The following is a 14,200-nucleotide window of genomic DNA, read 5'->3' on the forward strand; positions in this document are numbered from 1 at the left end:
GATAAATATTATTGGATGGTTGCAATCACTTGATCAGCCTGACACGTGCTCCCGACTTCTTTCAGCAATTCAATTTGACCACTTTGATGTGCCAAAACTTGAACTTCCATTTTCATGGCTTCCATAATTGCCACAACTTGCCCTGCACGAACTTGCTCTCCGGTTTGGACTTTCCAAGCAATAATGGCCCCATTAATAGGCGCTTGTAAGTGCTCAGGTTGAAGTGCGAACTCTGTGCTTTGCGCTGGTTGTTGCTCCACCTGAACTGCACCTTGAGCAAACATTCCTGCAGGTAAGCCTAGACGGTGTAATTTCCCATCAATTTCGATATAGCTTAAAACCATCGCTTGTTGATGCTGAGGAATCGCGCGTCGAGTTGATTTTAAGTCTTGTTTAAAATCATTTTCAATCCAACGCGTATGTAGTTTAAATTCGTCGGTAAAATCAGGCTCATTCAGCACGGCACGATGAAAATCTAAAACTGAAGCCACCCCCTCAATTTTAAACTGCTTTAAAGCGCGTTTTGCGCGGCGTATTGCGATTTCACGCGTTTCCCCCGTCACAATCAGCTTTGCCATTAAAGAATCGAAATGGCTGGAAACCAGAGAGCCTGTACGCACGCCAGTATCGACACGCACACCATGACCAAAAGGTGCTTCAAATAAACTTAGTGTACCAAATGCTGGAATAAAACCACGGCTAGGGTCTTCTGCATTGATACGAAACTCAATGGCATGGCCTTGTGCTTTAGGGGTTTCTTTGATCGATAATTCTTCGCCCAAAGCCACCTGAATTTGCTCAACCACCAAATCAACTCGCGCTGTTTCTTCGGTCACGGGATGTTCAACTTGCAACCGCGTATTGACTTCTAAAAATGATAGCGTCCCGTTTTGGCTCAATAAATACTCGACTGTCCCTGCTCCAACATACTGAGCAGCCTGACAAATATTTTTTGCTGAAGTTAAAATCTCTTGGTAAATCTCATCACTGATAAATGGTGCTGGAGATTCCTCAACTAATTTTTGATTGCGGCGCTGTAAAGAACAATCGCGCGTACCTAAGACCACCACATTCCCATGCAGGTCGGCAATCACTTGCGCTTCCACATGACGAGGATTGTCTAAGTACTGCTCAACAAAGCATTCGCCACGACCAAAGGCGGCTTTTGCTTCACGGACAGCAGAGTCATAGAGTTCTTTCACTTCTTCAAGCTTCCAAACCACTTTTAAACCACGACCACCACCACCAAATGCCGCTTTAATTGCAATAGGCAAGCCATATTGTTTTGCAAAGGCTAAAGCCTCATCCGCATTATTCAATGGGTCTTGTGTGCCCTGTACCAAAGGTGCACCCACTGAAGCGGCGATTTTACGTGCTTCAATTTTATCACCCAACTTGGTAATGGCTTCAGGAGATGGGCCTACCCACTTCAAGCCTGCATCAATCACAGCTTGTGCAAATTCAGCCCGTTCCGATAAAAAACCATAACCAGGATGTACCATGGTGGCTTTTGATTTTTTAGCAATATCAATAATGGCATCAATATTTAAATAGGTTTCTTTTGCGGTTGCGCCAACCAAACCCCATGCTTCATCTGCAAGTTCGACATGTAAACTGCCGATATCGTCATCTGCATACATTGCCACAGAAGCAATGCCCATATCACGACAAGCATGGATAATACGCACAGCAATTTCACCACGATTGGCAATCAATAATTTTTCATTTACATATTTTTGCTGGTTCATCTTAGTTCTCGATATCTACAAATTCGGCGATTTTTCTAAATTTGATATGGCAATCCGCAGGTATTTGTGCCACCAAATCCCAATGATGCTTGGCAACCGAAGCAATCACAGGATAACCACCAGTTAATGGGTGATCATTCATAAACAATACAGGTTGACCATTGGGTGGAATCTGCAAAGCACCAATACATGTACCTTCACTTTCCAATTCATGATGAATATTACGTGTTAAGGGCGCTTTCCCAGATAAACGTAATCCCACTCGATTACTTTCATTGGTGACTAACCATGCTTGATTGCACAGTTTTTCAATACTGCTTTGCTCAAACCAATCCGTTCGAGGTCCCATCACAATATCAAGTTCAATCGTATCGCCAAGGGACGGGAGATTGGATTTTGGCACTTCGTTGATGCTGATATTGGATGGGACGACTTGACCTTGGTAAATGACATCACCCGTTTTTAAAGGGGCTGGACCAAGAATGGCTAAACTGTCAAAAGAACAGCTATTTAAAACGGGTTGAATATCCAAACCACCACGAACCGCAAGGTAATTGCGTAACCCTGCGCTCGGCGTTTGAATTTGAAATTCATCTCCCTCATCCAGTGCAATCGCCTGATAGCTGTCAAAATCTGCTTTTTGACCATCTGCAAATTTCACATGGATATTGGAAATTGCACCTGCCACGCTAATGACAGCTGAATTTTGCATGACTGCTTTTAAACCGCCATTTAGCACCTCAATCACAGGCGTATCCGTTGGATTCCCCACGATTCGATTGGCACAATGCATCGAAGCGATATCCATCGCCCCTGCTGTACCCACACCGATATTGCTGTGCTGAAAACGGCCTTCATCTTGAATCGAAACTTGCAAGCCAGATGCCGTGATTTTGAATAGGGGGTGTTTTAAAATTAAATCTTGTCGTGGCGTGATTTGCTTGGGCACATCCACAGATACAGGATGATGGGTTACATCCTCAAAATGCACCCGCATTCCTGGTCGTAAAAGCGCAGGATTTTGACGCTCCAAATCCCACATTTTTTCTGACGTTGTTCCAATCAATTGCCAACCACCCGGACTATCTTTTGGATAAATTCCCGAGTATTGCCCAGCAAGTCCAAGTGAGCCTGATGGAATTTTTTTACGCGGTGTTTTTAGACGAGGAACGTCTGTAAAGGGCAGATCAAGACTACTCATATAAGCAAAACCTGGAGCAAAGCCAATAAACGCAACGTCCCAAGTGCTTTGATGATGTTTTAAAATCAGATCGGCTATAGAGAGGCCTTGCAGTTCCGCCACTTGTGCTAAATCTTCACCATCGTAACGAATCGGAATAATCACTTCCTGCGTATTGCGATCAAAGCCTGAATCAAGGTTTAAAGTACCAATCAAAACACTCAAGGTTTTAAAGTCAGTCTTGATTTCGTTAAAACAAATTAAAATTGTTTTTGCAGCAGGAATTAAATCTTTGATTCCATTCAAGTGTAAATTTTGCAATTTACTGTATAACGCCAAAGTTTCTTCTAAACTGGAAAGTTCAATCAAGAAACTGTCGGAATTTACCGATAAAAATCGCATTTACTGATCCTTTCTTGTCTTAACGCAGCCACGCACGATCAGGTATGTCTGTAATCAACATATGTCCTGGTGCATGGCTAATGGCAAATGGGATTTTCGAATTCATGATTGCAGCTTGAGGCGTTACACCACATGCCCAAAATACTGGAATTTCACCCTGTTCAATACGTGAGGCATCACCAAAATCTGGCTGATTGATGTCACGTATGCCCAGACTTTCAGGATGCCCAATATGTACGGGAGCACCATGAACACTCGGCATACGCGCCGTAATTTTCACAGCCTCAGCTATTTGATGGGCAGGAATGGGGCGCATAGAAACCACCATATTTCCTGAAATACGTCCAGCAGAAAGGCATTCGATATTACTCAAATACATCGGTACATTGGTCTTGTCATGGATATGACGCACTTCAATCCCCGCTTCTTGCAAAGCTGTTTCAAAGGAGAAACTACAGCCAATTAAAAAGGTCACTAAATCAGGATGCGCGTTATAAAGCTCACTCGCATCAGTGAGCTCATCAACCATTTCACCGTCTTTCCAAACACGATATCGTGGAAAGTCAGTGCGAATGTCTGAGTCAGCAGCCAATCGAGAGTGATATACGCCTTCTTCCAAAACGTCTAATACAGGACAGCTTTGCGGATTACGCTGTGCGTACAACAAGAAATCATATGCCCAGTCTTTAGGTACAGAAATCATGTTCACTTGGGTCATTCCAGCAGCCATTCCTGCAGTGGGTTGATCAAAACCCGCACGAATTTGTTGTCGCGCATCCAATGCAGCTTTGAGTTGAACTGGATCGACTTTAATCTCTTTAAACATGTGTCTTGTCCTTATTGTTTTATGCACAAAATGAACGAACTTGAATGTCGTTTTTTAACAGCTCAGCTTTAATCGCTGCGGACATTTCTAGTGCACCTGCGGTATCACCATGCAAACAAATCGTATCGGCTTGAATTGGGGTAAATACGCCATCAATTGACTCAACCCCACCATTTTTCAACATCGCAACCACACGTTTTGCCACAAACTCAGCATCATGCAAAACAGCACCTTCCAAACGGCGTGAAACCAGTGAGCCATCGCGGTTATAAGCACGATCAGCAAAGGCTTCTGAAACCACTTTTAGACCTGCCTGACGTGCTTGTGCAACCAAATTTGACCCAGCCAAAGCAACCAGTACCAATGCAGGGTTATACATTTTAATAGCTTCAATCACGGCTTCGGCTTGTACAGAATCTTTGGCAATGGTGTTATACAACGCCCCATGCGGCTTGACATATTGCACTTTTGAACCAGCAACTTTTGCCAAACCGTCAAGCGCCGAAATTTGATAGAGCACATCCGCGATCAGCTCGTCTTGAGACAAATCCATATTACGGCGACCAAAACCAACCAAATCTGGGTAGGAAACATGCGCACCAATCGTGACATCTAATTTCACTGCTTGTTGAAGCGTCTTCAATATTCCCAACGGGTCACCTGCATGAAAGCCACAGGCAATATTGGCGCTACTGACAACAGGTAAAATTTGCTCATCATTGCCCATTTTCCACGAGCCAAAACTTTCACCCAAGTCACTATTTAAATCGACATACATTGTGATCATTCCTTTTCAATTGAGTGTGAAGTTGATTAGAGCTTGGTGAGGTAATTAAATACTGTCGTAAATGACATATAACCCATCCACCATGTGAGTAAGCAGGTTAATACACCCAAAACCAGTAACCATTTTGGATAATTATAATTGCCCATCATGTCTTTACGACATGCCGCAACATAGACAAAAATCGTCAAACCAATTGGTAATACCAAACCATTAAAACCACCCACAAAGATCAGTAAGCCCGCTGGTGTTGCACCTAGAATCACGTAAAGCAACAGGGCTAAAGAAATAAAGCTAATGGTGAGGTAGTTGGTATGTTTAGTGGTTAAGTTCTGTTTAAATGCGGACATAAATGAAACAGAGGTATAGGCTGCACCAATCGTGCTACTGATTCCCGCTGCCCAAAAAATCAAGCCAAATAGTTTAAAACCAAATGTACCCGCAGCATATTGGAATGCTTGCGCAGCTGGGTTGGCATCGTGACTTGCTAAATCAATATTTGCACCACTAACCACAACCCCTAAGAATGCTAAGAACAATACATAACGCATGATCCCAACCACCACAATACCTTTGGTTGCGGCTCTGGCCACTTCATCAATATTCTCTGGTCCAACCGCACCTTTGTCCAATAAACGATGCGCGCCTGCATAGCAGATATAACCACCTACGGTACCGCCAACAATAGTTGTAATGATGGCGAAATCAATTTGATCAGGTGCAAAAGTTTGTTGAACGGCTTGCCCCACAGGTGGCATGACAATAAATGCAACGATCACGATCAAAACGATTTTGAGCAACCCCAAAATAATCATGCTCTTGTCCATCGCCAGTGTGGCTTTTCTAGAGGCAAAAATCAGAATTGCCAAAGCACCACTCAGCACGCCGCCGACCTTGGTATCCAACCCAAAGAGTGCATTTAAGCCCAGTGCAGCACCTGCAATGTTACCGATACTAAAGAAAAACCCACCTAAAATGACCAGAAATGCGAGTAAGTAACCACTCCCCGGTAAGGCTTTATTGGCAATATCAGAAGCGCGCATTTGCGTTAAGGTGACCACACGCCAAATGTTTTGCTGAACAACATAATCAATAATGATCGAAACTAGGATTGCAAAGCCAAATGCAGCACCTAATTTCACTGTAAATACAGCAGTTTGAGTTAGAAAACCTGGCCCCATCGCAGACGTTGCCATCATAAAGATAGATGCAACAATTGCCCATTGACGGTCAGATAAAAAAGAAGATTTCAATAAAGACATGTAGGCGTTCCTCATCCATTTGAGCTTAATCAACGCTATTTCAAGTGAAACAAAGAACATCTATTTTTCTAAAATACGAGATTCTTTAATCCTTTAAACTTTTAAGATTTTCTGGTTATGCTGAACCAAATCTGTATTTCAAATAAAAGCATAGGCGAAGGTCAGTCACAATAAGACTTTATCCAAAATTCATTAAACATAAGATATTGAATTTATATGTTTTTATTATTTTTAAAATCATTTAATAATGAATATTTATCAGTTTCTATAAGTTCTCATTATCAATATTTCATATTTTTGCAATTTTTAAATCAAAACCAAAGCTGCATAAAATGCCGTTTTATTGTTCATTATCTAATTTTATTATTCAGTTTTTTCATGGCATTTTCCGAAGTTAAAACCGCTAAATCCGTCAACTTTTCTTTTAATGCGGTGTTATTACCTTGTGTATAGATTGCGGTAAAGTGGAATGTCTTTAATTGGATTGGCGTATCCAAAATTTCCAATCGCCCATCTAATATTTCTTTGATTGCCGTTAGTTTAGGTACCACTGCAATCCCTAAACCTTGTTCAGCTAAACGTAATAATGTGACCAACGAATAACTTGTGATGGATAGCGGTTCATCGATCTTCTGTTCTTTCATTTTGGCTTTGAGCTCTTTATAAGGATAGGTAATTCTTGGATAGGTTAAAATGGTATGCGACATCAATGTCCGCAATGACATCTGCCCGATTCCACCTTTAAATGAAGGTGATGCCAGAAAGCTTAATTCAAAATCACACAATGAACGTTCTATACATTCAAAAGGCAAAGTTGGCCCCAGTAAAAACGCCATATCCAAATCACCGATGCGTACACCTTCTTGTAAATCTGGAGTTAAATTCACCACGATTTCGATGGAAACTTTGGGAAACTCTTGCTGGACTTGCTCCATATACTCCACTAGCCAAGTATGGACAATCGTTTCGGAAACCCCCAAACGAATCGTTCCTGTTAAATACTGACTTTCTGTAAGTTCAGCCACCAAGTCTGTTTCCAGTCGCATAAACTTTTCAGCATATTTAAATAAGGTCATGCCCTTATGCGTGGCTTTGATTTGACGAGAACTGCGATCAAGCACTTTAAAACCGAGATCATTTTCAATCGCAGTAATTTTTTGAGAAATTGCAGGCTGTGTCGTGTGAAGCTTTGTTGCGGCTTTATTAAAACTGTTTAAGGTCACCACCCAATAAAATGCTTCGAGGTTTTTTAAGTTCATAATCCATTTTAACCCACAAATTTAGCGCTTGCGTTATGCAAATCCTTTGCCAATATCACTGCTATGTGTGAATTTACACCTGATTCAGCACACCTCAGCCACTCATATTTCACATCCGTTGCATCAATAATGCGGAGGACGATTGGTCATTGGGTCAAATGCTGCAATACCTTCTGACAAATCAGCAGATTCTATACGTTGGTAAATTAACTGCATTTGTTTTTTTAAATCAGCGATTTCCAAGCTTTGTTGCGCCACTTGATCATTTAATTGTTCGACTAAATCATCTAAAAATGCAATTCGGACTTGCAAATCTTCTATGGGTGCGGAAAATGACGCCTGATCATCAATATTTTTATGTTTAGTCATTTTTAGTCCTCAGTGTGGGATGTTTAGGAAACCGTATGGCCTATATTACTATAAGGGATGTCCAACTTGCGTTTGGTGGACCTGCCCTGCTCGATGGCGCAAACTTCAATTTAGAACGAGGCGAACGAGTCTGTCTGATTGGTCGTAACGGTGAAGGTAAGTCTACTTTACTCAAACTGATTGAGGGAAGTTTATTGCCTGATCAAGGTGAAATTGCATTACAAAATGGTATTACAATTTCTATGCTTGCTCAGGATGTACCGATGGATTCGGGTAAAGTTGCAGATATTGTTGCCGAAGGTGCAGGAGAAGCCGCGCTCGTCCTAAAAGAATACCACGAAGCCAGCGATGCTTGTGTATTAGGTGATATGGAAGCTTGTGATCGTATGGGCAACCTACAACATAAGCTGGATTTGCTCGATGGTTGGGCCTTAGAAACTAAAGTAAATTCTATCTTAAGCAAAATGGGCTTAGATCCTGAAGCGGATTTAGCTGATTTATCAGGTGGGCGTAAACGCCGTGTACTTTTAGCACGTGCATTGTTGACGCAACCTGATGTTTTATTACTTGACGAACCAACCAACCATTTGGACGTAGAAAGTATTGAATGGTTAGAGAAATTCTTACTCGATCAAAACAATCTCACCCTATTATTTATTTCCCATGACCGTGCTTTTGTTGACAGTATTGCGACACGTATTGTGGAGTTAGATCGTGGTGTTTTACGTAGTTATGAAGGTAACTACTCACGCTACCTCGACCTAAAAGCACAGCAAATGGAAGCTGAAGAAAAGCAGAATGCACTGTTTGATAAACGCTTGGCTGAAGAGGAAACTTGGATTCGTCAAGGGATCAAAGCACGTCGTACCCGTAACGAAGGTCGTGTACGTGCATTAAAAGATTTACGTGAACAATCTAAAGCACGTCGCTCACAACAAGGTAAAGTGAGCATGGCGACTCAAGAGGCAAATCGTTCAGGTAAATTGGTCTTTGATATTGAACACTTAAGTGTGGCTTTTGGTGATAATGCACCAATTATTAAAGATTTCTCTGCGTTAGTACTGCGTGGCGACCGTATTGGTTTAGTCGGTGACAATGGTGTAGGTAAAACCACCTTGATTAAAGCCATTTTAGGTGAACTTGAACATGGCGGTTCGGTAAAAACAGGTACACAGCTTGAAGTGGCTTATTTTGACCAATTACGTAATGCGCTAGATCTTGAAAAATCAGTAATGGCCAATGTGTCTGAAGGCTCAGACTTTGTCGATGTTAATGGTGGTCGCCGTCATATCTACAGCTATTTACAAGACTTTTTATTCTCGCCTGAACGCGCGCGTACTCCAGTAAAAGCACTTTCAGGTGGTGAGCGTAACCGTATCCTTTTGGCAAAGTTATTGCTTAAACCGTCTAACCTTATTGTGATGGATGAGCCAACCAATGACTTAGACATGGTGACTTTAGAATTACTTGAAGAGATGTTGAGTGATTATAAAGGGACTTTGTTATTGATCTCCCATGACCGTGCATTTATGGACAATGTTGTGACATCAACTTGGGTATTTGATGGTAAAGGCAATATCGATGAGTACATTGGTGGCTATCAAGACTATCTAGAACAACGTCCAGATCAACGTGTTGTCGATCAGAAAAGTGATGTAAAAAAAGCTATTGCGAAAGCGGAAGCTGCTGCGACGCCTGCTGAACCAGCCGTTAAAAAAGTGAAGTTGAGTTATAAAGATCAACGCGCTTTAGAACAATTACCCGCAGAAATTGAAGCTTTGGAAAAAGAACAAGCTGAACTGACTGCAAAACTTGCTGATGGTTCTTGGTTTGTGACTGATGCAGATGCAGCCACCAAAGCGTCGCAACGTCTTGGTGAGATTGATGAACTGATGCTTGAAAAAATGGAGCGTTGGGATGCATTAGAAGAAATGATCAAAGGTTAATTCTTGTAAAATCTTTAAATAAAAACTCCGCAAATATGCGGAGTTTTTATTGAGCCTGCCGACATTGAAACCAACAACATAGATCAATCATCTTATAGATATACAATACATATTTTCAGCTTTATGTATTAACCAGATTCAAAGACATTGAAACATAACGCAACCCATGATTTTCAATGGTTTCATCTTTCACCACAAAGCCAAATTTTAAATCATACTTACGGAAAACAGTTGTCGCCCACTGCCATTAATTGCAAACTCATCAATAAAAGGCGCAATCAATTGGGTAATTGCAATTAAGTCCTTTATGGTTACTCTTCTGATTGTCTTATTCATGTGGGGAACATTTCAATAGTGGAGTAGCAGTAAAAGATCAAAGTGCTAAATTTAAGTCTGTAATCAGAGTTTCATCATCTAGCTAATACTTTAAATGATACATAACAGAATCTTTCATTTTTAAAAATAAACGCACTTATTTAAATGGCTTAGTTCAAGTTAAAATGACGGCAATACTTTACTGATTAAAATTAAATAAAACTTAAAAAATCAAAGCACTTACCATTCCCCACTCATCTTACCCATGATCATTTCATTTATACTGAATTTCGCTACAAGCACTTCATGATGTTTCCATACAAATCCACCAAGATATGATTATCGAATCTAGTTCAGATCTCGAATTATTTAGTGAGAATATGATCATGAAAAAAGTTACATCATTACTTGTTGCAGCATTCACCACAGCAATTTTCGCAGGTTCTGCAATGGCAGCAACTCCAGCACAGCATTCGACTCAAGCGGTTAAAACCCATCAAATGCAAAAACAACATAAAGCTGGTCATAGCCAAAAACACCATGCCGCTGCACAAAAATCAGCAACAGCAAAAAAAGTAGAGGGTAAAGCAGCAACCAAATAATCCACTTTAAAACTGTCGCTTTATAAAATTATGATCCTCATGCTTAAAAGCTACACCAACAGTGTAGCTTTTAAATTTTCAGCGAATGCTCTGGATCGCTTCAAATCCATTCGCTACTTTAAACCGAATTTTTCAACAGGTTTGATTAACCATAAAGATAATTTTCTTAATAAAATATCAAAAAATTGTTGTTGTAATATCCAGCAAGTCAATACAGATAAACCAATACAAATCCCAATTTCCACAAAAATATTAAAATCCAGTTGCCAATAACGTGCAATCAACATCACCACAAAACCATGTAGCAAATACACCGCCAAGGTGTTTTTTCCAAGTTGCACACAGCCAATATTCAATAATTTTGTCCATGCAAACATCGCGAAAATGCCCAAACTCGACATCAATAGACAGCCTATTCTGATCCACGTACCATCCCACATACTTACCTTAAGTTGCTGATAACTTAAACTGCCATATAACCAAAATGGGTTGATTTGGGTGAAATACACCAAGCTTGCAATACCCACCACGATGAATCCAGCTAAAATTTGAGTGAATTTAAATTGCTGAATTTTCTCGACAATGGTTTTGCCATAAAGTGCACCCACAATAAAAAATGGAAAGAAGCTAAAAATTCTTCCGATAGAGTATTGGTAATTGTTCCATGGGCTTAAACCGACACATAAAGCAAGAATCAGTGCAATCAGCAGTGCAAATTTTGTTTTTATCAAAAAATGGGTAAGCGTTGTCCATACCATCATGCCCAACAGATACCATAAGATCCAATAAGGTCGTTCAAACACATTCCAATTGAGCTGAAATTTACCTGACCAGATGGCATAAAATGCAGGAAATAGAATTTGAAAGGGTAAATAGAGCGCGACAAAAAATAGAATATTCTTAAACCATTTACTGTCTTTAAACAACATGCCCGAAATAAAGATAAAAGCTGGCATATGTACAAAATAAATCGTACCTAACAAGGCATGATCAATCGGATCTTTCCAACCGATCATGCGTTCTAGAAAATGCCCGAGAACCACAAGAAATATCAGTGTTGCCTTACAACTGTCTAAGTAGGTATCTCTCATCGTAAGGTTGTCTAAAATAGTCAGTGAATAATTGCGATTATATACCTAAAACATGCACTTGCTTTTGATCAATCTCGGCAAGATGCTGGCGATAAATTTTAAAATTTTCCAAATCAAAACACACGAAACTGACTTCCTCTAAATTGGTCGTCTGGGTTAAAAACTTAGTCACGCTGTTTATGGCGATAAATGCTGCTTCTGATTTGGGAAAACGATAAATCCCTGTTGAAATATTCGGAAATGCCAGTGTTTTTAGCTGATATTGCTCAGCGAGTCTTAAGCTATTGAGATAGGCTTTCTCAAGAAGTTCATTTTCAGCATGCTGTCCATCTTGCCAAGTGGGGCCCACGGTATGAATCACATAATTACAGGGCAACAACCCTGCTGTGGTAATCACCGCTTCACCAATTGCACAACCACCCTGTCGAGCTCGGATCTTTTGACAATCCTCCAAAATAGCAGAACCACCTTTTCGATGAATTGCACCATCCACACCACCACCGCCAAGTAACGAGGTATTGGCAGCATTTACAATTGCATCCACCTTTTGAACTGTAATATCACCTTGAATTAACCGAATTATTTTCACGTCATGCTTCCTTGCTTATCCTCAATGAGAGTGAATGACACCTTGAATTTTCTTCTTTAAACCGCTTCATGCTACACTCCTTTCAGTTTTAACTTCCCCAAATTTACAAAACTGCTATGAGTAAAAAGCATCAATACGAGCCTGGAAAATTTTATTGGGCATTTTTACATCCGAAATATTGGGGAATCTGGATTGCGATTGTATTTTTGATGATGCTCGCGATCTTGCCTTGGGCAATTCAGTATCGCTTAGCGACACTGTTAGGCAATATTGCCTTTGACCGACTTAAATCACGTCGTGAAACAACAACGCGTAATTTAGAAGTCTGCTTTCCAGAATGGTCGCCTGAACAAGTCATCAACAACTCAAGACAAGTCTTTGTTGATCAAATGGTCGGGGTCTTTGAAACCTTAAATGCATGGTATTCACCACAATGGTTTAAAAACCGTGTCAGCATTCAAGGGCTAGAGCATATCCAACACGCCAAACAAAATGGTCAAGGTATACTACTACTCGGCACTCATAGCACCATGCTTGATGCTGGTGGTTATTTATGTGCACAATTTTTTGAACCCGATGTCGTGTATCGCCCACAGAATAATCCTTTACTCGATATGCTGATTTATCGTTGTCGTGCAACGATTTATAAAACGCAGATTGATCATGATGATATGCGTGGATTGATTCGCCATCTGAAAGAAGGTGATGCCATTTGGTATAGTCCAGATCAGGATTTTGGATTAAAACAAGGGGTGATGGCACCCTTTTTTGGTACGCCCGCTGCAACGGTAACGGCGCATCGACGTTTATTGAAAATATCAAAAGCTGTCGCAATCCCACTGTATTTTTATCGTGATGGTGATATCAAAGATCCAAAATATCATGTGCTTATTGAACCTGCTGTTGATCCATTACCCAGTGAAGATGAAATGGATGATGCGATTCGTGTCAATAAAATCATTGAAAATCAACTGCGGATCGCACCGACACAATATATGTGGTTTCATCGTCGCTTTAAAACACGCCCAGAAGGTTATGAGAAAATCTATTAAGTGTTTTTGTTTTAACGATCAGGAGATATAAAAATATCTCCTTTTTATTTTGGTCATCTAGCGTCTAAATAGCATCGTTCATGGCGAACTGCGTCTAGTTACACATGCCCACTTTCTTGATCAAACAAAGCGAATTAAGATTTATCAATAATAAGCTGAATACATTCAAATTTAAGGAAAATAAAACAATGAATATCGCCAATAAAGTTCTTTTTTCATGTTTGATCAGTTTCAGTTTGATGTTTACCGCATGTTCAGAGCAAAAAGCAGATATCGCCCAAAACAAAACATCAGAAACTACGTCTACCGCAAAAACTCAAGGCAATTGGAAAAGCAAAGCGACTGAACTGAGTACAGCCAACGCAACAGAGATTACAACAGACTTGGCTCAACTTAATCAGATCGTCAATCATGCAAATACTCAAGCACTTCAATTAAGAGCGGAGCTTCAATCAGCTGCTCCCCAACCTGAAAAGCGCCAGCATATTTTACTCAAAGCCAATGATATACAAGCGAAAACTCAACAACAAATCATGGCATTAAATTTAAAAAGCAGTGAAGTACAAAGTCTACGCACACAAATGATTGATAATTTAATCACCAGTCAGAAAATGTATACGCTTTCAACAGCCCCAGATTTTGATGCAAATGCACCCAGCGATGAATTTGAGCAACTTGGTAAACGCTCAATGGCGCTTCAACAAAAAATTTCTGCTGAAATGGACGCCTTAAATCAACATTATGGAAAATAAAAATAATTTGGATCATAAGCGGG

Annotated in this window: 13 protein-coding genes and 1 pseudogene; 4 read left to right on the top strand and 10 right to left on the bottom strand. The window is 40.4% G+C overall.

Annotated elements, in window-relative coordinates:
• Positions 1-8: 8 nt before the first annotated feature.
• The 7 genes and pseudogenes from CQZ96_RS11300 to CQZ96_RS11330 all read right to left on the bottom strand — a co-directional run bounded on the left by CQZ96_RS11300 (position 9) and on the right by CQZ96_RS11330 (position 7,830).
• Complete coding sequence (locus CQZ96_RS11300) at positions 9-1,748, bottom strand: acetyl/propionyl/methylcrotonyl-CoA carboxylase subunit alpha (RefSeq protein ID WP_105713964.1); 1,740 nt, start codon at positions 1,746-1,748, stop codon at positions 9-11.
• A gap of 1 nt (position 1,749) precedes the next feature.
• Entirely contained in the window at positions 1,750-3,330 is a 1,581-nt protein-coding gene (locus CQZ96_RS11305) for an urea amidolyase family protein (protein ID WP_105713965.1), read from the bottom strand.
• Between the two features lie 19 nt (positions 3,331-3,349).
• Positions 3,350-4,156, bottom strand: a complete 807-nt coding sequence (locus CQZ96_RS11310) for a putative hydro-lyase (protein ID WP_105713966.1) — start codon at positions 4,154-4,156, stop codon at positions 3,350-3,352.
• Positions 4,157-4,175: 19 nt separating this feature from the next.
• Positions 4,176-4,934 carry a LamB/YcsF family protein gene (locus CQZ96_RS11315; RefSeq protein WP_105713967.1) on the bottom strand — a complete coding sequence of 253 codons (759 nt, stop codon included), beginning with the start codon at positions 4,932-4,934 and terminating at the stop codon, positions 4,176-4,178.
• 35 nt (positions 4,935-4,969) lie between these two features.
• Positions 4,970-6,221, bottom strand: a pseudogene (locus CQZ96_RS11320) (NRAMP family divalent metal transporter).
• Between the two features lie 331 nt (positions 6,222-6,552).
• Positions 6,553-7,461 (bottom strand): LysR family transcriptional regulator MumR, encoded by a 909-nt coding sequence (mumR, locus tag CQZ96_RS11325; RefSeq protein ID WP_004718045.1) that lies wholly within the window; start codon positions 7,459-7,461, stop codon positions 6,553-6,555.
• Between the two features lie 123 nt (positions 7,462-7,584).
• The gene (locus CQZ96_RS11330; RefSeq protein ID WP_004718047.1) at positions 7,585-7,830 is read right to left on the bottom strand and encodes a SlyX family protein; all 246 of its coding nucleotides are present in this window, start codon (positions 7,828-7,830) and stop codon (positions 7,585-7,587) included.
• A 35-nt stretch (positions 7,831-7,865) separates the two neighbouring features.
• Between CQZ96_RS11330 and CQZ96_RS11335 the strand changes: the two genes are divergently transcribed.
• Positions 7,866-9,776: an ATP-binding cassette domain-containing protein gene (locus CQZ96_RS11335; RefSeq protein ID WP_004718049.1), complete on the top strand. Its 1,911-nt coding sequence runs from the start codon at positions 7,866-7,868 to the stop codon at positions 9,774-9,776.
• Positions 9,777-9,983: 207 nt separating this feature from the next.
• Here the strand turns inward: CQZ96_RS11335 and CQZ96_RS21815 are convergent, their stop codons facing one another.
• Positions 9,984-10,112, bottom strand: a complete 129-nt coding sequence (locus CQZ96_RS21815) for a hypothetical protein (RefSeq protein ID WP_267313590.1) — start codon at positions 10,110-10,112, stop codon at positions 9,984-9,986.
• 365 nt (positions 10,113-10,477) lie between these two features.
• Here CQZ96_RS21815 and CQZ96_RS11340 point away from each other — a divergent pair, with 365 nt between their 5' ends.
• Positions 10,478-10,693: a hypothetical protein gene (locus tag CQZ96_RS11340; RefSeq protein WP_224964682.1), complete on the top strand. Its 216-nt coding sequence runs from the start codon at positions 10,478-10,480 to the stop codon at positions 10,691-10,693.
• Positions 10,694-10,806: 113 nt separating this feature from the next.
• On the opposite strand, the gene CQZ96_RS11345 is transcribed toward CQZ96_RS11340, so the two are convergent.
• The gene (locus tag CQZ96_RS11345; RefSeq protein ID WP_105713968.1) at positions 10,807-11,784 is read right to left on the bottom strand and encodes an acyltransferase family protein; all 978 of its coding nucleotides are present in this window, start codon (positions 11,782-11,784) and stop codon (positions 10,807-10,809) included.
• A gap of 37 nt (positions 11,785-11,821) precedes the next feature.
• Positions 11,822-12,373, bottom strand: a complete 552-nt coding sequence (locus tag CQZ96_RS11350; RefSeq protein WP_105713969.1) for an O-acetyl-ADP-ribose deacetylase — start codon at positions 12,371-12,373, stop codon at positions 11,822-11,824.
• Positions 12,374-12,489: 116 nt separating this feature from the next.
• On the opposite strand from CQZ96_RS11350, the gene CQZ96_RS11355 reads away from it, so the two are divergent.
• Both CQZ96_RS11355 and CQZ96_RS11360 read left to right on the top strand, forming a co-directional pair.
• Complete coding sequence (locus CQZ96_RS11355; RefSeq protein ID WP_105713970.1) at positions 12,490-13,425, top strand: lauroyl acyltransferase; 936 nt, start codon at positions 12,490-12,492, stop codon at positions 13,423-13,425.
• Positions 13,426-13,613: 188 nt separating this feature from the next.
• Positions 13,614-14,177 carry a hypothetical protein gene (locus tag CQZ96_RS11360; RefSeq protein ID WP_105713971.1) on the top strand — a complete coding sequence of 188 codons (564 nt, stop codon included), beginning with the start codon at positions 13,614-13,616 and terminating at the stop codon, positions 14,175-14,177.
• Positions 14,178-14,200: the final 23 nt, after the last annotated feature.

Origin of the sequence: Acinetobacter sp. MYb10 (assembly GCF_002980175.2) — a bacterium.
Lineage (GTDB): Bacteria > Pseudomonadota > Gammaproteobacteria > Pseudomonadales > Moraxellaceae > Acinetobacter > Acinetobacter guillouiae.